At 40.4% G+C, this 19,490-nt stretch carries 14 protein-coding genes; 3 read left to right on the top strand and 11 right to left on the bottom strand.

Going from position 1 to position 19,490, the window contains the following annotated elements; genetic code table 11:
- Positions 1 to 27: 27 nt before the first annotated feature.
- From Q4600_RS01725 to Q4600_RS01695, 7 genes are all read right to left on the bottom strand, one after another.
- The gene (locus Q4600_RS01725; protein WP_229367931.1) at positions 28 to 2,382 is read right to left on the bottom strand and encodes an EAL domain-containing protein; all 2,355 of its coding nucleotides are present in this window, start codon (positions 2,380 to 2,382) and stop codon (positions 28 to 30) included.
- On the bottom strand, positions 2,382 to 2,945 hold the full coding sequence (locus Q4600_RS01720; RefSeq protein WP_241906501.1) for a hypothetical protein: 564 nt from the start codon (positions 2,943 to 2,945) through the stop codon (positions 2,382 to 2,384). The genes Q4600_RS01725 and Q4600_RS01720 overlap by 1 nt, the downstream gene beginning before the upstream one ends.
- Positions 2,946 to 3,337: 392 nt before the next feature.
- Positions 3,338 to 3,673: a PBPRA1643 family SWIM/SEC-C metal-binding motif protein gene (locus Q4600_RS01715; RefSeq protein WP_229367928.1), complete on the bottom strand. Its 336-nt coding sequence runs from the start codon at positions 3,671 to 3,673 to the stop codon at positions 3,338 to 3,340.
- A 301-nt stretch (positions 3,674 to 3,974) separates the two neighbouring features.
- Positions 3,975 to 4,391, bottom strand: coding sequence for a DUF4402 domain-containing protein (locus Q4600_RS01710; RefSeq protein WP_303512357.1), 417 nt, complete (start codon positions 4,389 to 4,391; stop codon positions 3,975 to 3,977).
- 85 nt (positions 4,392 to 4,476) lie between these two features.
- Positions 4,477 to 7,626 (bottom strand): carboxypeptidase-like regulatory domain-containing protein, encoded by a 3,150-nt coding sequence (locus Q4600_RS01705; RefSeq protein WP_303512360.1) that lies wholly within the window; start codon positions 7,624 to 7,626, stop codon positions 4,477 to 4,479.
- Positions 7,627 to 7,668: 42 nt separating this feature from the next.
- Positions 7,669 to 8,463, bottom strand: coding sequence for a hypothetical protein (locus Q4600_RS01700; RefSeq protein WP_303512362.1), 795 nt, complete (start codon positions 8,461 to 8,463; stop codon positions 7,669 to 7,671).
- A gap of 234 nt (positions 8,464 to 8,697) precedes the next feature.
- Positions 8,698 to 9,165 carry a VCBS domain-containing protein gene (locus Q4600_RS01695; RefSeq protein WP_303512365.1) on the bottom strand — a complete coding sequence of 156 codons (468 nt, stop codon included), beginning with the start codon at positions 9,163 to 9,165 and terminating at the stop codon, positions 8,698 to 8,700.
- Between the two features lie 644 nt (positions 9,166 to 9,809).
- Here Q4600_RS01695 and Q4600_RS01690 point away from each other — a divergent pair.
- Positions 9,810 to 10,304 (top strand): hypothetical protein, encoded by a 495-nt coding sequence (locus tag Q4600_RS01690; RefSeq protein ID WP_303512367.1) that lies wholly within the window; start codon positions 9,810 to 9,812, stop codon positions 10,302 to 10,304.
- A gap of 220 nt (positions 10,305 to 10,524) precedes the next feature.
- Here Q4600_RS01690 and Q4600_RS01685 read toward each other — a convergent pair whose 3' ends face one another.
- The 3 genes from Q4600_RS01685 to pepA form a co-directional block, all read right to left on the bottom strand.
- Positions 10,525 to 13,440, bottom strand: a complete 2,916-nt coding sequence (locus Q4600_RS01685) for a valine--tRNA ligase (protein WP_303512370.1) — start codon at positions 13,438 to 13,440, stop codon at positions 10,525 to 10,527.
- Positions 13,441 to 13,498: 58 nt separating this feature from the next.
- Positions 13,499 to 13,951: a DNA polymerase III subunit chi gene (locus Q4600_RS01680; protein WP_303512372.1), complete on the bottom strand. Its 453-nt coding sequence runs from the start codon at positions 13,949 to 13,951 to the stop codon at positions 13,499 to 13,501.
- A 188-nt stretch (positions 13,952 to 14,139) separates the two neighbouring features.
- Positions 14,140 to 15,648, bottom strand: coding sequence for a leucyl aminopeptidase (gene pepA, locus Q4600_RS01675; protein ID WP_102529777.1), 1,509 nt, complete (start codon positions 15,646 to 15,648; stop codon positions 14,140 to 14,142).
- A gap of 254 nt (positions 15,649 to 15,902) precedes the next feature.
- Here pepA and lptF point away from each other — a divergent pair, with 254 nt between their 5' ends.
- Entirely contained in the window at positions 15,903 to 17,021 is a 1,119-nt protein-coding gene (gene lptF / locus Q4600_RS01670) for an LPS export ABC transporter permease LptF (RefSeq protein ID WP_102529776.1), read from the top strand.
- Entirely contained in the window at positions 17,018 to 18,076 is a 1,059-nt protein-coding gene (lptG, locus tag Q4600_RS01665; RefSeq protein WP_102529775.1) for an LPS export ABC transporter permease LptG, read from the top strand. The genes lptF and lptG overlap by 4 nt, the downstream gene beginning before the upstream one ends.
- A gap of 234 nt (positions 18,077 to 18,310) precedes the next feature.
- Here lptG and Q4600_RS01660 read toward each other — a convergent pair whose 3' ends face one another.
- The gene (locus tag Q4600_RS01660) at positions 18,311 to 19,402 is read right to left on the bottom strand and encodes a GGDEF domain-containing protein (protein ID WP_303512376.1); all 1,092 of its coding nucleotides are present in this window, start codon (positions 19,400 to 19,402) and stop codon (positions 18,311 to 18,313) included.
- Between the last annotated feature and the right edge of the window lie 88 nt (positions 19,403 to 19,490).

Below are 19,490 nucleotides of genomic sequence, written 5' to 3'. Positions count from 1 at the left end.
TGTTATTTTTACGGATTAATCGCTCACCTAGCTATAAGCTGATTGTGATAACCAAGTTGTTAGCGCCTTTGCTTCAATTGGCCTTGAGAGATAAAAGCCTTGCCCCATTTCGCAGCCTCTTTGCGTTAGCCACTTTAGTGAACCTTCATCTTCAATCCCTTCCGCTACCACTTTTAATCCTAGGTTATGTGCGAGCTGCAGCGTGGAGCTAACAATAATTTGGTCATCTTCATTAACCATAAGGTTTTGTACGAAAGATTTATCAATTTTAAGTTCTTGAACAGGTAATTGCTTTAACTGAGCCAATGATGAATATCCCGTACCATAGTCATCGATAGAGAGTGTCAGCCCTTGTTGTCTGAGCTCTGTAAGTTGTTTTATTGCATACTCAGGATCGGCGACCACAGCATCTTCGGTGATCTCTAATGTTAAGGCATCTATTGGGACTTGTTTATCTTTAATGGCTTGTAACACGTAATGACAGAATTGGTCATCTTTTAAGTTTTCCGCTGAGATATTTACAGCAATTGACAGTTCAATCCCTTGTTCTTTCCATTGAAGGTATTGGCTGAGTGCCTGATCAATGACCCATCGAGTTAAGGCATTCATTTGTCCCATTTTTTCAGCAATTGGGATAAAGCTATCAGGTGGGATCATGCCTCTTACTGGATGTTGCCATCTAACCAAAGCTTCCACATGAGTGACTTTGTTGAGTTTTAGATTAAGTTTAGGCTGGTAGAATAACACTAGCTCATCATGTTCAATGGCAGGTTTTAAGTCATTGACTAATTGCAGCCTGTCTAGTGTATTAACATCAATTTGTTGATGGTAAATCTGCAGATGTAAACGGTTTTTCTTTGCATGCTGAAGTGCTGTATCAGCTTGCCGAAGTAGCGTTTCGAGATCGCTAGGGTAATGAACAAAGCTAACCCCAATAGTTGTTTGTAAATGCAGAGATATGTCTTGATAGCAATATTCAGCTTCAATAGATTTTTGAATATGGTTTATTGATTGAATGAGCTTTTTCTGATCGGAGTGTTCAATCGCGACAACAAATTCATCGCCATTAAGGCGACAAATAGAATCTATTTCGTTAAAGCTAGCCAGCCTAAGTCCCACTTCTTTAATGACCAAGTCACCAACAACATGGCCGAGTGTGCCGTTTATCTCTGTCATACGGCGGATATTTATCTGGCAGATAGCGATAGGGGATTTCGCCTCAAACCAAGCAGAAGTGATCCGTGTTAGCTCATTTTTGTTACCAAGGTTAGTTAACGGGTCGTGATATGCCTGAAAAGCTATTTTGTTTTCTCTGCTTAATATGGCTTGTTGCATCACAGTAAACTCTTCTGCGAGTTCTCGCATTTCTGCACTATTTCCCACTTCAACTTTGGAGTTGTAATTTCCTTTGGCAATATACTTCGCTTGTTTGATCAGTAATGTGAGTGGTTTAGTGACACCTCGGGCGATGATAAATGCTACGAATAGTGAAATGGGTAATATTATTAACAGCAGCAATAATTGCTGAAACCAGTATTCTTGGGACGATTGAAGGGCGTCATTACGGCTCAGGAACATGAAAGCATGAAGTTGAGCTTGGTTGGCGCCGTTGAGTTCTACTTTACCTAATGCAGATTGCCATAAAATGTAGTCGTCATGAAGGTGATTATGTTGAATGAAACTATCAATTGCTTGGTTAGCATCTATAGAATAAGTGTTGCTTGATAAGCTGATTAGTTGATTTTTTTGCTGCTCTTTAGCCAGTATAAATCCGGTGTTTAAGCCTGTTTGATTAGATATTGATTGAGCTAATTCATCCCCAATAATAAAGCCGAAACCGACCCAACCAATGATATTTGATGCACCACTGGTTAAAGGTGAAAAACGTAATTGATAGATATAATTATCTAAAGAATACAGTGGACTTATCACTTCAAACTCTGTCGCAAGAGGCGTACGAAACTGCTTACCTTGTTCGGGGCCTACTTTGACTTTGCCCTTGTTTGCACCATCTGGGGTTGTTAATAACTGGCCTATAATATTGCCCTGTTTATCGACTGCAATGGCTAAGTCTGCATTAATTCGCTTACGATGATTGTTTAAGGCAACTAAAAAGCTTCGCCTATCATCATCAATAAAGACTTCTTTTAAACCAAAATCTTTTGCTGCTGTTTCGGCAAATGCCGTTAAGTAATAATTACGATTATCGTATTCTGATTTAAATACTAACTCGGCAATTGAAAGCTGGCTTTCGAGTTGTTGCTGTTCAAGACGTTTATTGGCGAAATAAGTCAAAGCAAAGGAAATTGCCTGAACAGCAATGAGTAGCAACATGAAAAAGGCGAATATTCTGGTTTGGATACTGCTAAAGAATTTAAGCATTAATAACCTTCCAAGAATTCGAAGTCATCTAAACTTTGTTGTGTAGGGATTTCATCCATTGACGCATTAACTTGAATCGTCAATGTTTCAAGTAAAGGCGTAGTGACAGTTTGGCTATAAGTATTATTGTTAGTTTGTAGCTGTGGGTGCCAAATGTCTAGGCGATATTGAACTTCCGGTATGCTATTAAATTCAACCATACCTAGGTTATTTGTCACGCCAAAAAATGGCGTATCAACCACAAGAACATGCCCACTCATCCAGTCATGAATATTGCAGCCCATAGAAATATGTCCTGCCTGATCGAAAACAAGATCTTTCTGAGAGCTGTCTTTACGTAATTTAAAAGAAAAGCGTTTTGGTCCAGATGCTGAATAGATATGGTGGGTAATGTCATCGTCATTAACAAACTTTAGCTGATAACCTTTTTGCATCACGGTGATATAGGGGCTGAACTGTTTATTTTCTTGATGAACTTCAACAGGTTTTTTAACCGGCATTTTCAGCTGTTGCTGCTTATATTCTTCATTTGTGGGTGTGAGATATACAACCATATTAGACATGGGGGTATTATTTGAATCAATGACCATAAAGTTATTACTGAGGACTGGTGAGCTTAAGAGGGGAAAGACTATTCCAGCTATGAGTCTGTATTTTACCTTTGCATGTTTGATCACATTTACCTCTAGTATTTTATTAGCTGGATGCCCTAAGTCGTGCTAAGTCACGACTCTATCGTTTAAAACAATCATGCTGTGCTTAAGTTGTTGTCTTTAGTAAGATAGAAGGTGGTTAAAATAATAAGAACGTGGCTAAGCAAAAAATATTTCAAAAAGGAGCTAAATTCCCTAACTCTTTTAAATATAGTAAAAAAAAAAGCAAAACCGAAGTTTTGCTTTAATAAATATTTATTATGTACACAAGTGGTTTTTGACTCTTTGGTCAAGGTCAGCTTCTAACCACAACATTTCTTATATTTTTTACCGCTGCCACAGGTGCATGGGTCATTACGGTTAATCTTAGCTTCCGCTGTTACCGCTGTGGGTTTATTTAATATACCTTCCAATTGCAAGATATCTTCAGCGACATCAGAGTTAACGGTTATGTTTGCAAGCAATTTACGTTGCTCAACCATTTGCTGAACTTCTTGCATGCGGGCTTCTGTTTGCACGCTTAATACTAACGGGTTAGCTTCAGTGCCTATTTTGGCTTGGCGCTTGGTATTGTAGCCACTTTGACCGTAAGCAGGTTTTGGCGTTTGACGGCCTTTAAAGAAAAATTTATCTGACATAATTGTACCTGCCCATCATTTAATATTAAGAGATTAAAACGGTTTTAATAACGGCAGTCATGCTTGTTTATAGCAACACCAGTCATACCATTAGTGAAAAATCTAAGTAGAGGCGAAGCTTATACAGGAATTAGGTGCATTTGACTAATTAAATGGCGAATAAATGCTGAATATTAGGTATCTGTGCTGAAATTGCGACGATTGATTTCAGATGATGGTGATTGGTGTGGACGATTGGTGTGGACGATTGATGATTTCGAAGTTGCTCATTTTATAATTAAATTCAATTGATAGTGAGTTTCTATTGATAGTTTACTTCGATGGTATACGACAAGGTTTGATGGCCACTGGCTTGCTCGTTTAATACATCGACCTTTCCACCGACTTCGAACATGGTGCTTTGCTGGGTTAATTGAAATGTTTGTTGCTGACTACCGTTAGGTAAAATAGGCGTAAATAAAATATCATCGCCGCTGTTAGCATAAACAATCACTTCAACATTGGATTGTTCATTACCAGTGAGCATGAACTGCCCCAGTTGATTATCAGAAGCAATACAACCATTACCTTGTCTTTGATGCTGGTCTAACTGACAATACACGCTCATTTGATTGGTAATATTACCTAAATTTAGTTCTTGAGTTTGTTCTATTGCGACAGGCGCAATGAGGGTGAAATTTGCTTGGGCAATGGCTGTTGCGAGCATAAAAAGTGACATCAGCAATTCCCTATTAGTGATTTAAATTTAATTCATCATATAGAGTGTAATAGCTGGTGGATTTATAAACAGTGTTATTGATTGATTATTGCTTTCTGGCGATCGTTTGTGTGGGAAAGGTCACATATTCACCAGGCGCTAAGGTTACGGTTTCTGATTGCAATTGGTTATTAATTTCTATTTGGTAATCACCTGGCACAAGTTGTTCAAAAATAAATACCCCATCATATTCCACCCGAGCATGATACTTTGTTTTATCGGCATGAATTAGGGTGACAGAGACACCTTTAGCGGCAACGTCGTTTTCATAATAAACCTCCCCATCAAGTTCAGCGGTAAATAGAACAGGAAATAGTACTTCGGCCACATTACCTGGGTGCGCTTCGATCATCAAAATACTATTGAGTGGTAATAGAAAAGGGTCAGGCAGTGAGCGCTCATTGAGAACTAATTTATGGGGTCTTGAGGTTTGAATATGGGTAATTAATAATTGACCGTTATCGTCAGTTTCATTATCTGAGTTGGTGTGACCAGAAAACCTTAATCCTGCCATCGGTAATTCATTGTCATCAAATTGACCATTATTGTTGTCGTCTTGAAAAGCGACAATTTTAACACTGCCAGTGTTTAAATGACTGACTCGATCTAGCAACCAAGTATTATCTGCCGAAATAAATAACGCTGAACTGCTCCATTTAAATTGCGCAAACCAATCACCTTCAGAGTCATTTTCTACGGTCAGTCTTAAGGTGCTAGAATCGAGGAAATAGGATAGTGAGTTTCTGAACGTGACTTCGGCCTCTGCTAAAGGTTGATAACGTACTTCAAACTGGTAGTTGCTTCTATCTGAAAAGGAAGTGCTCACATTAGAGACTAACTGAGTTAGCTCTGTAGTGGGCAATAAGGCGATATCTGCGTAGCTACGCAAGTACCAGTCATCAACCCGTCCCGAAAGAGCCAATCTATTGGCCCACTTTTCATTTTCGGCACTATTTTGCCAGCTGAGTTCATTGCTTAAGGATAGGTGCTGCAACTGCCCTGCAATCGTCGTAGCAAGATAGAGGCTATCATTAGCAACATTTTGGTCCTGCCAACGGCCATTGACTCCCCAGCTCATATTGGTGTCGCTGATGTTGCCACTGAGGTTTATATTCGCGCGTTGTTTTAGGCGATTATTTTCATTGTCCCAAGACTCAAAATTATCATACTGTGCCCATTCCGCCTGCCAATCCACCAAACTATTACTGCCTTGGGCGATAATATTGGCAGCCGATCCTGTATCGTTTCCAGTTAGGTTAATTTGCCAGACACTGTTATCAGTCAGAAAATTTACTGAGACTGTAGGACTAAATAGCCACTTATCTTGTGATATTTGTTGTTCAATTATTGCCACGCCAGCACTGAAGTTATCAGTCACAGCCCAATTTGCGCTGGCATAGACTTGTTGTAGATCATCTTGTTCTCGCTGCATGACACCGAAATTCATCCCGAAACTGTTAGCTTGCATTTGAGAAGGGTCTAATAACTTACTGAAAGATTCTGCACGGGTTTCACCATTGGGACCAAAGAAGCGCAGTTGATATTGATTTAAACCAATGTAGTAAGGCACTTGTTCAAATCGGTATTGGCCATTATCTGTCACTCTTTGAACTGAGATTAATCCACCATTTCGATACAATTCAACATCCCAGCCAGGTTCAAGTTCGCCATCGACAACAAGGTAACGAATATCATCGATAAAGCTATCTCCCGTATTGATAATAACTCCATCACCGGAGCTCGCACTGGAAACTAGCGCTAAATTATGGGAATCAATACTGCCTAAACGATAATAATTAACCCAAGTATCGGCCATTTCTTTCTCGATATAGGCGTTGAGGGATTCACCATATTCTGACCACGAATACCCTGCATATGCACTATGACCGAGGATATCGGTTCTAGCTTGTATAAAGCCATCAAAACGGACGCTATCAGTGTCAGTTTGTTTGCGTTGAGAAACGCCTAAATCTGCATGTACGGCTAAATCGCCAATAGCGGCGTAGCCAGTGTCAATATGACGAAGATTTGTTAACTCGTTTGCTTTTTTCTGGTCATTGAATTGTTGAAATCTTTTCTGTCTGGCCAATAGTTGGCTTAATGGAATTAAACTATTTTCGGTGATATTGATCAGTTGCCTTGCATTATCAAATGTAATTTCAAGCCCCAACATTTGTTTTACGACTGAAAGTTCCAAGTACATATCCCAGTCATCTTTGAATACTGAACTTGGGCTATGATTACACTGACTATTTTGCGCGATATAACGCATTAAACCTTGGCTTACATCAATACTGTTATCGGATGATAAGTACCAGCCTGTCAGCGTGAGAGGCGCTATTTCAACTTGTAATGGCAGCATTAAGTTGTCTGCAAGAAACTGCATGGGTAAATAGATTACGCCGTTATCGTGATAAATAAACATCTCATCACTTAGCCGTTCAGAACCATAGTTAAATTGGGTAACAAGAAACTGCTCTTCATTGGTTGTTGATTCAGTGTAAGTGCGGTTAATAATATTTGAGCAGGTTTCAAACGAGTTAGTTTCAGCGATGTTGGTGCTAGATTTCACTTCAGTGGTAATGTCTTTGGGAGCCACTTTATCTACTATGGGATTCGTCGGTGCTGATAGGGTAAGAATATTAGGCTCTTGAGCAACATGGTGCTTTTTATTGGAAATTGATTTAGTCACCACTTCAGGAGTTGATTGAGATGATATCTGTGGTTTGGCTTGAGCCTTTTCTATGAAAGGTGCAGCCACAGGTGTAGTTACAGACTTTTGCTTAGAGCTAGAGTTAGCGGAACTGATTTTTTGTTGCGACAAATTTGATTCAGTCTGAGTTTTAATGATTGTTTTGGGAATTTCTGACTTACGGAAAATCTGCTCTGAAGAGCTCTTTGGCACAATTTCTTTAACTGTTTCATTTATATGCGCAGTTTGATTTGGTAAGGCTGCACTGGCTAAATCAGGTGTTGGTGGATGCTCACTGGCGGTATCGTGAATATAGGCAGTATCGCGAATATAAAGAGTATTTTGCTGTGCAGGGATACTTTTTAATGTGGCTAAAAAAGTGTCAGAATCAGTTTTCCAGGGCATTGATGACTCAAGCCCTGGGTTCACCAGTTCGATATAAAGTAGCAGTATGACTATGGCAAAGGTGTACTTTAGTAATCGATTAACATGCTGTAATAGCATTTATTCTAGTTAATTCTCTATCTATATGATGCCTTTAAAGTACTAGAACGTTATTTTCTGTTCGATAGTTTGTGGCTTAAATAATCCGTCATTTTCAACGTATTTAATGACTAAATCAGTGCCAGGTTTAATCTTGTTATTAAGGGTAACCGCAAACGCCCGATGGGTCATTTCAGTATAAATCGCCGCATTTTTTGAGCTACCGATCAATTCATCACTCTTGGCATCAAATACTTCAATATCACCATAACTACTGCGTTCACCTTGGCGGGCAATAGACACAATAAGCTGTTGTTGCCCTTCAGTATCGGATATTTGATGATTAGCGATATTAAGTTGAGCGGTTAATTCGCCTACTCGCATAATGACAGGAATAGCGATGCGTAAGTAAGCTGTCACAGATAAGCTTAAACTATCGGTTTTATCGGTAGTTTGCTCGCTACTGGTAGGCGCGAGGGGAATTTGATGGAAGACAATATAACTGCGATATTCACCCTGTTTAATGTCTTTTGGCGGTCTCACTGCCAGTCTCACCCGCGTGCCTTGTTCAGGTGTTAAGCTCACTCTTCTTGGGGAATAACGGGTAAAGCTTGCAAGTGATGTGGTGCTCGTTTCAGAGTCTATGATTTCAAATTCACCAGAAGGTAATAACTGTTTGTCTTCAAGATAAATTTCATATCGTGATGTTTGGTTGCTCTTGTTTACTAAAGAAAATACCGCGCTTTTATCTCGTTTGTTATCGAGTTCAACACGGGTAGGTGTCACAAGAAGATTGGCATGTGCGAAAGAGGTGAGATTAATCACAATCGTGATTAGTAATATTATTTTAAGTTTCATGATGTTGCCCAGCTAAATTTACATGCAATAGTCTGCAATTATTATAATTTTTGTCGTTAGCTTACTTCGAGCTTACTTGAATCTAGATTAACGTATTATTTAAAAATTAATATAGCGCTTTATTGTTAAAGATTGAGATTAGATCAAAATCTCGCGGCGATCCATTCTGAATCTACACCGCGAAATTTTACTCACGACTAATCCGTGTTACTCAATAAAGAGGTAATGATGAGATTAGTAAGTAACTGAAAGTGTGTAACTTAATCCGTGGGTTCCAGGAGTTGCTGTAGCCGCAACGATATCTAACGTTCCACCAACATCAACAGCTAAAGTATTACTTGCAACAGTACCAGTTGCACTAGCAAGTGTTGGAGTGAATGTAACACCTGGAACTGAGGTATCTGCGGCTGAAACAGAAAGGTTAACGGTTCCGTCAGCAGCGGTTACAGTGAAAAGACCTGTATTAGCTGTTGCGCCGCCAGCAACACAAGCTGCACCAGTTACAGCATCTGAATAATCTAAAGCACATTGGCCATCAGCAGCGATAGATACATCACCAAATTCCATTTCTTCAGTTTCAGAAACAGTAATAGGGTACACAAGTTGGAAGTTAGCTATACCAGTAGCATCTTCTGCACCAGCTTGAGTTGAAAGTAGAAGGGTTGATGCGATAAGTGTAGATAATAGTAATTTATGAGTCATTTTAGTGTTCCAAGGTAATAATTTTATAGTTTTAGTATGCCCGCATTTTTTGTATGGGTTATTGTCTCTTGTAAACAAGGACTTATTTACTTGGGCAAAATAAAAGTAACAGCATTGAAATATTTTGCAACACTATTGTTACACTTGTAGCTAGGAATTCTGTTATCGCTAAATCTTATAAGATATAACGGATTGAGATTAAAGTTTTCTAATTCATTAGTATTAGATACTGGAAAAATTAATAAGTTACTGAAAATACATGTGATCGCTATCTTTAAGATTTAAAGACTCTTATTCTCAATTTTGTTGCTTTAGTAGTAATCAAGGTCAGTACTGGGTTTGTGGCAGGGTGACTGCAGTGATTAATAAGTGTTTGACTGCTTGTTAAATGTACAGCTAGTTTTGGTTTGAGTCATAAAGTTAGTCGGGAAAGGCTCGATTGGATCGCTTGCGGATCGTTTCTGTGTTGTTGACCTTTTGTAACACCGATGCAATGATGTCATTCAAATACGAGGGATATTGGTCATTAATAACTGCTAATTTTGAAGCTTTAAGCTATTTGTTGATTATTAATTGGTATTTTTGTGTGTTATGTAATTAAGATGCTAATAATAAGAATAATTTTATATGCAATGTGGTTTTATATGATTAAAAAAAATCTAATGATAACTTCGAAGTTGTTGAAGTCTATTTGCATTATTGGTTTGGTTTGTATAACGCAAACGGTATCAGCTCAAATTTCTATTACTGAAATTCAGCCAATTACTTTTCCGACGGTATTACAAAATAGCGGTAGTAGTACAACTGTTGTGGTTAACTGGAAGGGGGCAATTGGCAACTCTACCAATTCTACCTTGCTTGATAATGACTACTCACAAGGCCGATATTACATTACTTCAGACTCGACAGCCCCTATTGATATCAACTTTATTAGCCTAGCGAACGAACCTCTTATTCAACTAAAAAACTTCAGAGTACGCTATAAAAATGTAACCTACAAAACCTTTCCCATTCTTGGGCTAGAAAACCCAGGGGCTGCTGGAGAATATATTGATATTGGAGCCAAGGTTGTTGCCAATAAGAAATCTAGCCAAGGGGCTAAGTTTTTACAGTACTCCTTAAGTGTTGAAGAGCAATAAACCCTCATCATAAAATAGATGTTTAGGGTTTAGGGTTTAGGGTTTAGGGTTTAGGGTTTAGGTTTTAGGTTTTAGGTTTTAGGTTTTAGGTTTTAGGTTTTAGGTTTTAGGTTTTAGGTTTTAGGTTTTAGTTAAACCCAGGTTTAGAACAAAAAAAGCTATCAACCACTAGTAATAACATTGGTTGATAGCCTTTTTATCTCAGTTTTTATGCCGTTAATTAGCTTTCTAATTTCGCTAATTCAGCTTTCTGTTCAGTTAGCTTTTCAATATCGCGTTGATACTCAGCTTGCTTAGCACGTTCTTTCTCAATAACGGCAGCAGGTGCTTTCGCCACAAAACCTTGGTTAGATAACTTGCCTTCGATACGTTTAAACTCACCAGCGGCTTTTTCAAGTAGTTTGTCGATACGGGCGATTTCTTTAGCCACATCAATCAAACCAGCCATTGGGATTAATAACTCCATGTCGCCTACTAGCTGTGTCGTCGACATTGGCGCAGTTTCACCGTCAGCTAAGATGGTCATAGTGTCAAGTTTAGCTAAAGTCTTGAAGAACGTTTGGTTGGCTTCAAGGCGAGCTTTATCTTGTTCACTTACACCACGCAGTAGGGCATTGAGTGGTTTTGAAGGGGCAATGTTTAGCTCTGCGCGAATATTACGCACTGCAGTAATGACTTGCTTAACCCACTCTAAATCTTCCATCGCTTGAGCATCAACTTTAGCTGCATCGAACTCAGGGAACTCGGCTAGCATTAACGTGTCACCTTCAACACCAGCAAGGGGTTTAACACGTTGCCAGATGGTTTCTGTAAGGTATGGCATCATTGGGTGCATTAAGCGCTGCATTTTCTCTAACACTGTGACTAATGTATGGCGAGTACCACGAAGCTGCGCTTCGCTGCCACTTTGCATAACAGGTTTAGTTAGCTCTAAGTACCAGTCACAGAATTGGTTCCAAGTGAACTCATAAATAGTGTTAGCTGCTAAGTCAAAGCGGTAGTTAGCCATATGATCGTCGTAGGCTTTAACGGTTTGATTAAACAAACCAATAATCCAACGGTCAGCAAGCGACAGTTCCATTTCACCAGGCTTGCCATCAACAAGCAATTGACCACAATCTAATGCTTCGCCAATAACGTCTTCATCAGCACCTTCAGTTTGCACTTCAGTGTTCATTAACACGTAACGTGATGCATTCCAGATCTTGTTACAGAAGCTACGGTAGCCATCAAGACGTTTCATGTCCCAGTTGATGTCACGGCCAGTCGATGCCATAGACGCAAGCGTAAAACGCAGTGCATCAGTACCATGTGCTTCGATACCTTCGCTGAATTCTTTACGAGTACTTTTCTCAATTTTGGCGGCCATTTTAGGCTGCATCATGTTGCCAGTACGCTTTTCAACTAATGATTCTAAGTCAATGCCATCAATCATATCTAAAGGATCAAGGACGTTACCTTTAGACTTAGACATCTTATTACCGGCTTCATCACGGATAAGACCTGTGACGTAAACCGTTTTGAAAGGCACTTGTGGTTTGCCGTTTTCATCTTTAATGAAATGCATGGTCATCATGATCATGCGGGCAACCCAGAAGAAGATTATATCAAAACCAGTGACCAACACATCTGTTGGGTGGAATGCTTTTAGCTCTTCAGTGTTTTTCGGCCAGCCTAAGGTTGAGAATGTCCATAACGCTGAGCTAAACCATGTATCTAATACATCGTTGTCTTGGCGCAGTACTACTGATTCATCAAGATTATGTTTAGCGCGAACTTCTGCTTCGTCACGTCCTACATAGACTTTACCTGACTCGTCGTACCATGCTGGGATACGGTGCCCCCACCAAAGTTGGCGTGAAATACACCAGTCTTGAATATCACGCATCCAAGAGTTGTACATGTTCTCGTATTGCTGAGGAACGAACTTAATGTCGCCATTATCAACAGCTTCCATAGCCGTTTTAGCCATTGGTGCAACTGATACATACCATTGGTCAGTCAGTAATGGCTCAATGACCACACCTGAGCGATCGCCATATGGAACTTTTAGTCCATGTGGGTCGATTTTGCCTAACAGGCCTAGGGTATCAAACTCTTCAACAATTGCTTTACGTGCAGCAAAACGCTCAAGACCTGCGTAACGCTCAGGTAAACTGTTATCTAATTCGTTGTTTGCTGTGCCATCAGTATTAACCACTTCAGCTGAGCTACGAATGTCAGCATTAATCGTTAAGATGTTGAACATTGGCAATGCGTGACGCTTACCGACTTCGTAATCGTTAAAGTCATGAGCAGGGGTAATCTTCACACAACCTGTACCAAACTCTATATCAACATAATCATCAGCGACGATTGGTATAAGGCGGTTTACGATAGGCAGTAAGATGAATTTACCAATCAATGACTGGTAACGTTCGTCATCAGGATGAACCGCAACAGCACTATCACCTAGCATGGTTTCTGGACGTGTTGTAGCAACTTCTAAGTAGTCTTTACCATCGCTAGTTAATGCGCCATCAGCAAGCGGGTAGCGGAAATGCCACATGCTGCCTTGCTTTTCTTTGTTCTCAACTTCGAGATCAGAAATTGCGGTGTGCAGCTTTGGATCCCAGTTAACTAGGCGCTTACCACGGTAAATCAATTCGTCATCATATAAGCGTACAAACACTTCTTGTACCGCTTCCGACATGCCTTCATCCATTGTGAAGCGCTCACGCTCCCAATCAACAGATGCACCTAAACGACGTAGCTGCTTGGTGATGGTGCCACCAGATTCGTTTTTCCAATCCCAGATACGCTCGATGAAGTTATCACGTCCTAAGTCATGACGACCTAAACCTTCTTCAGCAAAGACCTTACGCTCAACTAGCATTTGGGTGGCGATACCTGCGTGGTCGGTGCCCACTTGCCAAAGGGTGTTTTTGCCCTTCATGCGTTGGTAACGCGTCAACGTATCCATGATGGTGTCTTGAAATGCATGACCCATGTGCAAACTACCCGTCACATTTGGTGGCGGGATCATAATGCAATAATTACCTTTTGACTCATCGCCATGTGGTTTGAAGTAGCCTTGCTCTTCCCAGTTTTGGTAAAGAGATTGCTCTATTGACTGCGGGTTATATGTTTTTTCCATGGGATTTTTGTTTTCTCAATCTAAATTAATAGTTGGTATTGTTAACGAATCAACTGACTTAAACGCCAGTGAACTCAGTTGTTGTGAGTTCAATGCCTAATTGCTTGTAATCACGGTAGCGAGCACGGGCAATTTGTTTAAGCGCATCATCATTAGCAACAAAATCGATAATATGCGGGAAATTAACCGCAAATGATGGCACTTGGTCTGCAAGATTGATCAGTAAATGACGACTTTTATTGGCGCCTAATTTATCAAATCCAATCTCGACAGGGGAACCTGTTACTGGTCCTTCCCCTTTTAAATTGTGGGGAACAAATGCCGTTGGCTCAAATTGCCAAAGCAATTCGTCAATAGCGTACGCCTGCTGTTTGTCTTGGCAATGAATATAAATTAATTGCTGCTGACGGTAATGCTTTTCTGCCAATTGGCAAGCGGCGAAAAATACACTTTCAATAGCGCTGGGCTGTGTATTGATAGCGGGCATTAAGTAAAACAGAGTCTTTGGCATGCTTTTACTATATTTGACGAAGTAAAGACGGATTTTACACTAAAAGCAACTCATGGGGCTAGGGCGGACAGAGGTTAAATTAACATTTAGATGTGATTTTTAATTCATTTAGAAAAACAAAAAAGGTGAAGAATTGCTTCTTCACCTTTTCTTATCAAGCTCAATCTATCGGCTTGTGTCAATAAGGCTTATTCGCCTTGGTCAACACCTGCACGATTAATAAGGAATTGGCTTAAGATTGGTACTGGGCGACCAGTTGAGCCTTTATTTGCACCGCTGTTCCAAGCTGTACCTGCAACATCAAGATGTGCCCAGTTATATTTCTTAGTAAAACGAGATAAGAAACATGCTGCTGTAATTGAACCCGCTGGACGACCACCTAAGTTAGTCATATCAGCAAATGGGCTTTCAAGCATTTCTTGATACTCATCCCAAATCGGCATACGCCATGCGCGGTCACCTGATTGTTCACCCGCATTTAATAGCTCGTGAGCTAATGGGTTATGAGACGAGAATAAACCAGATGCATGTTTACCTAATGCGATAACACAAGCGCCAGTTAAGGTCGCAGTATCAATCACTAATTCAGGGTCGAAGCGTTCAACATAGGTCAGCACATCACATAATACTAAACGGCCTTCAGCATCGGTATTTAATACTTCAACGGTTTGACCAGACATAGTAGTAAGAATATCGCCTGGACGGTAAGCATCACCTGCAGGCATGTTTTCACAACCCGCAAGAATACCGATAACGTTGATAGGCAAGTTCATTTCACATAAGGCTTTCATTACGCCGATAACACCTGCAGCGCCGCCCATGTCGTATTTCATCTCATCCATGCCATCGCCAGGTTTTAATGAAATTCCGCCTGAATCGAAGGTTAAGCCTTTACCGACTAACACAATAGGCTTTTCAGTTTCATCAACTGCGCCTTTGTATTCCATCACTGTCATGATTGATTCATTGGCACTCGCGCGGCCAACAGCTAAGTATGAGTTCATACCTAGTTTTGCCATTTGCTCTTCGCCAATGGTAGTCACGGTTAAGTTGTCATGCACTTCGCCGATTTGACGAGCTTGAGATGCTAAATATGCTGGGTTACAGATATTTGGTGGCATGTTCGCAACATCACGACATAAGTCCATACCGGCAGCAACAGCCATACCATGTTCAATTGCACGTTCGCCAATGGTTAATTCACGACGAGTTGGTACATTGAATACCATTTTACGTAATGGACGACGCGTCTCACCTTTACGGGTTTTTAAAGTATCGAAGCTATATAAACTGTTATAAGTTGTTTCAACAGCTTGGCGTACTTTCCAATAAGTGTCGCGACCTTTAACGTGTAATTCAGTTAAAAAGCACACTGCTTCCATTGAACCTGTTTCGTTTAAAGTGTTAATCGTTTTGGTGATAATTTGTTTGTATTGGCGTTCATCAAGTTCACGCTCTTTGCCACAACCGACTAACAAAACGCGCTCACTGAGTACGTTAGGTACATGATGCAACAATAGCATCTGTCCTGGTTTGCCTTCTAAATCACCACGTCGAAGTAGGTTACTGATGTAACCTTCACTGATTTTATCCAATTGCTCCGCGATACCAGACAAACGACGAGGTTCGTATACACCGACAACGATACAAGCTGAACGTTGTTTCTCGGGGCTGCCGCTCTTTACGCTAAACTCCATGAGCACTCCTAGATTATTAAAGACAAATTTTTATATTTATTAGATAATGTTTTAATTAGGCCTGTTTGGCCATATTTACAAACCTTTAAGGAAATAAATCCTTGGTAATTTCCTGCTATGCAGCTAAATGAATTACACTTAAGGAAGCTCACGAGCTGGTCAGAAAACTATCAATAACTGCTAAAAGCAGACATTTTATAGTGAACTTACTCTGATACCAGCAAAAAGACAAGTTTAGACAGTGGATCCTACCTGTGATTGTATTTAGATACTTGATCGTTGAAGTTTTAAAAGCCCAATTTGCGATACTTTTGGTGCTGTTAACTATTTTTATTAGCCAGCAATTTGTGCGTGTATTAGGGGATGCCTCAAATGGTGAATTTCCTGCAACGTTAGTACTGACATTGTTAGGCCTGAATTTACCGCAACTGACGGTGTTAGTACTGCCGCTGAGTTTTTTCTTAGCGATATTGCTGGCCCACGGGCGAATGTATGCCGAAAACGAAATGGTGGTTCTCCATGGCGTTGGGATCAGTGAATGGTATGTGACTCGGGTGACTTTGCTAATTGCTGTGGCAAACCTAGTGTTTACCGGTATTTTGTCACTCTATGTTGGCCCGTGGGCCGAAGAGAAACAAAACCAAGTATTGGAGCAAGCCCAGTCTGAAGCAGGCTTAGCAGCGATTGTCCAAGGGCGCTTTCAAGCAAGCCCTAATGGCCGCGCCGTATTATTTGTTGAAAAAATATCTAAATCCAATGAGTTACAAAATGTATTTGTAGCGCAACTCCCCGATCCTGAAGATGAAGAAGGCCTAACCAATGTGGTGGTCTCCGAGCAAGGTCGTGTTGTTGAGGACCGCTTTGGTAGCCAACAATTGCAACTGGATAATGGCGTCCGATATCAAGGTAGTGCTCATCATCTTGATTACCAAATGATTGAATTTGGTGGTTACCGGATGGAAATTAAAGAGCAAGAAGTGGATGAAAGACGACGTAAACTGTCCGCATTACCAGTCAATGAGCTTTTAACAACCCCTGGGCCTGAAGCTGTGGCTGAATTCCAGTGGCGATTAGCACTGCCACTTGCGATCCCTTTAATGACATTGATTGCAGTACCACTTGCTCGAGTTAATGTGAGACAAGGTAAATTTGCCAAGATGTTCCCTGCGATTTTATTGTACCTGGGTTATTTCGGCTTAATGGTTGCTGGACGTAAAGCGCTAGAGGACGAAGTGATTCCCTTAGCCTTGGGTATGTGGTGGATCCATGGCTCGGCGCTGGTGATGGGCTTGTTCTTGCTCGGTAAAGAACGTCCAAACGGTGCGAAAATATTGCAGGTGTTTAAACGTAAGCATAAGCAGGAGGCAGTATGAAAATATTAGATCTCTATATTGCACGCGTTATCATCAGTACATCAGCTTTGTGTCTACTTATCTTGACAGGTTTGTCGGGCATTATTAAATGGGTTGACCAATTGCGTGTTGTTGGCCGCGGTGCATATACCATGCTGGATGCAGTCATTTATGTCATCTTTCTTATCCCACGTGATATTGAAATGTTCTTTCCTATTGCGGTGCTGTTAGGTGCGTTAATCGGCATGGGCATGTTAGCGTCCAATTCAGAACTTGTGGTGATGCAAGCATCAGGCATGTCGCGTTTACAAATTACCATTTCAGCCATGAAAACCGCTATTCCGCTGATGATTATCGTGATGGCGTTAGGTGAGTGGGGCGCACCCGTTGCAGAGCGGAGCGCTAAAGAGTTGCAAGCGACCAAAGTATCAGGTGGTAGTTTAATTAAATCTCACCGAGGGGTGTGGGCTCGGGACGGTGACTTATTCGTTAATATTGGTGAAGTAGAAACCATCAATACCCTCAATAACATCACCTTTTACGAGTTTGGTGACGATTTAAAGCTGAAAACCATGACCCAAGCAATGCGGGCGCATTTTGCTAATGGTGTTTGGCGTTTAATGGATGTAAAAAACACTCATATTACTGAAGACCAAATCACCTTAGAGTACCAGGAAGAGCGGGTTTGGAATTCAACGTTAACGCCTGATAAGTTAAGTGTGGTATCGGTGAAACCTGAAGCATTAAGTATTCAAGGTTTGATTGGTTATTTAGAATATTTAAAAGTGAACCAGCAAGATCCCAGTCGTTACGAACTCGCACTTTGGCGTAAGGTTATGCAGCCGATTACCGTAGCTGTGATGATATTAGTTGCATTGTCATTCGTATTCGGCCCATTAAGAACGGTAACAATGGGCGCCCGAGTATTATTAGGTGTGGTTGCTGGATTTAGCTTTTATATCTGTAGCGAAATATTCGGCCCGTTGAGTATTGTGTACGGACTACCTGCTTATATTAGTGCCAGTATGCCTGCAGTATTGTTTAGCGCGGGGGCGTTATACTTCATTAGGAAGTAATTATCTGATTTTACTTTAAATATTAAAACCAGCCTGAGCATATTTATGAGTCAATGGCTGGTTTTTTTGTGTCTACTATTTATTTCTCTTATTGTTCACACTTAATACTCAGACATATTATTGATAGCTATTAGCCATTGAATGCTAATGACTCATTTAACGTTTGTGAGAAACAGCATAAAGGGAATTGAGGCTATATATAGCTAAGGTTATAGCTAAAGTGAGTGTGTAATTCTAACAGGCCATTTTGGGGTAAACACAGTTTCTACCGCCTTCTTTAGCTTGATATAGATGCTCATCAGCGCGGGTAATTGCTGAATCTACAGTGTGGTCTTTATCAGCGCTGCCAATGCCAATACTGACCGTGATAGGAATGGTGGTATTTTCGTACTCAATTGGATGGTTTTTAATGGTTAGGCGAACTTTTTCAGCAACTTCATAAGCATCATTAAGAGGAGTGAGAGGTAACAAGATTAAAAACTCTTCTCCGCCCCAGCGTGAAATCATGTCCTGTTTTCGTAACGTGCCTTCAAATAGCTTTGCTAATTTAACCAATACTTCATCACCATATTTGTGACCGTATTGGTCATTCACATGTTTAAAATAGTCTATATCAATCAATAATATGCTCATCGTGTTGTTGTTTCTAACTACTCGAGCGTATTCATAACTGAGCTGTTCCATCATCGCACGACGATTGGGAATATTGGTTAAATGATCTCGGCGTGCCTGTTGTTCAAACTTTTCGCTGAGCTGTTTTACATGTAAAAAAGATTGGTGACGGGAGTACTCATAATATCCTGCCAAAAACGTCAGTGTCATTAGGGAGTACAGCACACGCGTTTTGAATTCATAGGAATAACTGGCTTGCAGCAATTGATCGTCAGGGTAAAACATTATCACGCAGTAACAGAGTATAAAGCCTAAGGTATTTCTTAATCCGCCTTTTAATCCACCAAAAAACATCATTACAGGCGGGACTAGGAATACCCATAACGGCCCAGTGTTATTCGAACCACCGCTATACACTAGATATAACATTAAGGTGATTAAGCTTAACTGAATTAGGGTGCTAGACGTTTCAAAACGATATTGTTTTAGGAACAGCCAATGATTTTGTAACGAGAGGAAAAATAAAACACTCGACAGTAATAGCGTGATTGCCAGAGAGATATTGTTTTCTAGGTAAGCATTGATGCCCAATATGAAGGTAATAGAAAAGCCAACGGTGCCGAACCAATTGATAATTAGAATTTTATGACGTTTTTCAGGATCATCATAAAGCTCTGTACCACGGTTCAGATAACTTAAAAGTAATTGTTTCATCGCAATGAGGCTATTCAAAGTCTTATGTTCATCCCTTTACGCCCAAAATGTTCCTTTTATAAGCTTAAATGAAATCGCGCAATACTAC

It is taken from the genome of Shewanella sp. 2_MG-2023 (assembly GCF_030548905.1).
In the GTDB taxonomy this organism is placed as follows: domain Bacteria; phylum Pseudomonadota; class Gammaproteobacteria; order Enterobacterales; family Shewanellaceae; genus Shewanella; species Shewanella electrodiphila.
This window is presented reverse-complemented; position numbering and strand designations above follow the sequence as displayed.

Bases quoted from the DNA above. Each gene is read 5' to 3' on its own strand.
- Q4600_RS01725 (WP_229367931.1), bottom strand. From the start codon at position 2,382: ATGCTTAAATTCTTTAGCAGTATCCAAACCAGAATATTCGCCTTTTTC.
- Q4600_RS01720 (WP_241906501.1), bottom strand. From the start codon at position 2,945: ATGTCTAATATGGTTGTATATCTCACACCCACAAATGAAGAATATAAG.
- Q4600_RS01715 (WP_229367928.1), bottom strand. From the start codon at position 3,673: ATGTCAGATAAATTTTTCTTTAAAGGCCGTCAAACGCCAAAACCTGCT.
- Q4600_RS01710 (WP_303512357.1), bottom strand. From the start codon at position 4,391: ATGTCACTTTTTATGCTCGCAACAGCCATTGCCCAAGCAAATTTCACC.
- Q4600_RS01705 (WP_303512360.1), bottom strand. From the start codon at position 7,626: ATGCTATTACAGCATGTTAATCGATTACTAAAGTACACCTTTGCCATA.
- Q4600_RS01700 (WP_303512362.1), bottom strand. From the start codon at position 8,463: ATGAAACTTAAAATAATATTACTAATCACGATTGTGATTAATCTCACC.
- Q4600_RS01695 (WP_303512365.1), bottom strand. From the start codon at position 9,165: ATGACTCATAAATTACTATTATCTACACTTATCGCATCAACCCTTCTA.
- Q4600_RS01690 (WP_303512367.1), top strand. From the start codon at position 9,810: ATGATTAAAAAAAATCTAATGATAACTTCGAAGTTGTTGAAGTCTATT.
- Q4600_RS01685 (WP_303512370.1), bottom strand. From the start codon at position 13,440: ATGGAAAAAACATATAACCCGCAGTCAATAGAGCAATCTCTTTACCAA.
- Q4600_RS01680 (WP_303512372.1), bottom strand. From the start codon at position 13,951: ATGCCAAAGACTCTGTTTTACTTAATGCCCGCTATCAATACACAGCCC.
- pepA (WP_102529777.1), bottom strand. From the start codon at position 15,648: ATGGAGTTTAGCGTAAAGAGCGGCAGCCCCGAGAAACAACGTTCAGCT.
- lptG (WP_102529775.1), top strand. From the start codon at position 17,018: ATGAAAATATTAGATCTCTATATTGCACGCGTTATCATCAGTACATCA.
- Q4600_RS01660 (WP_303512376.1), bottom strand. From the start codon at position 19,402: ATGAAACAATTACTTTTAAGTTATCTGAACCGTGGTACAGAGCTTTAT.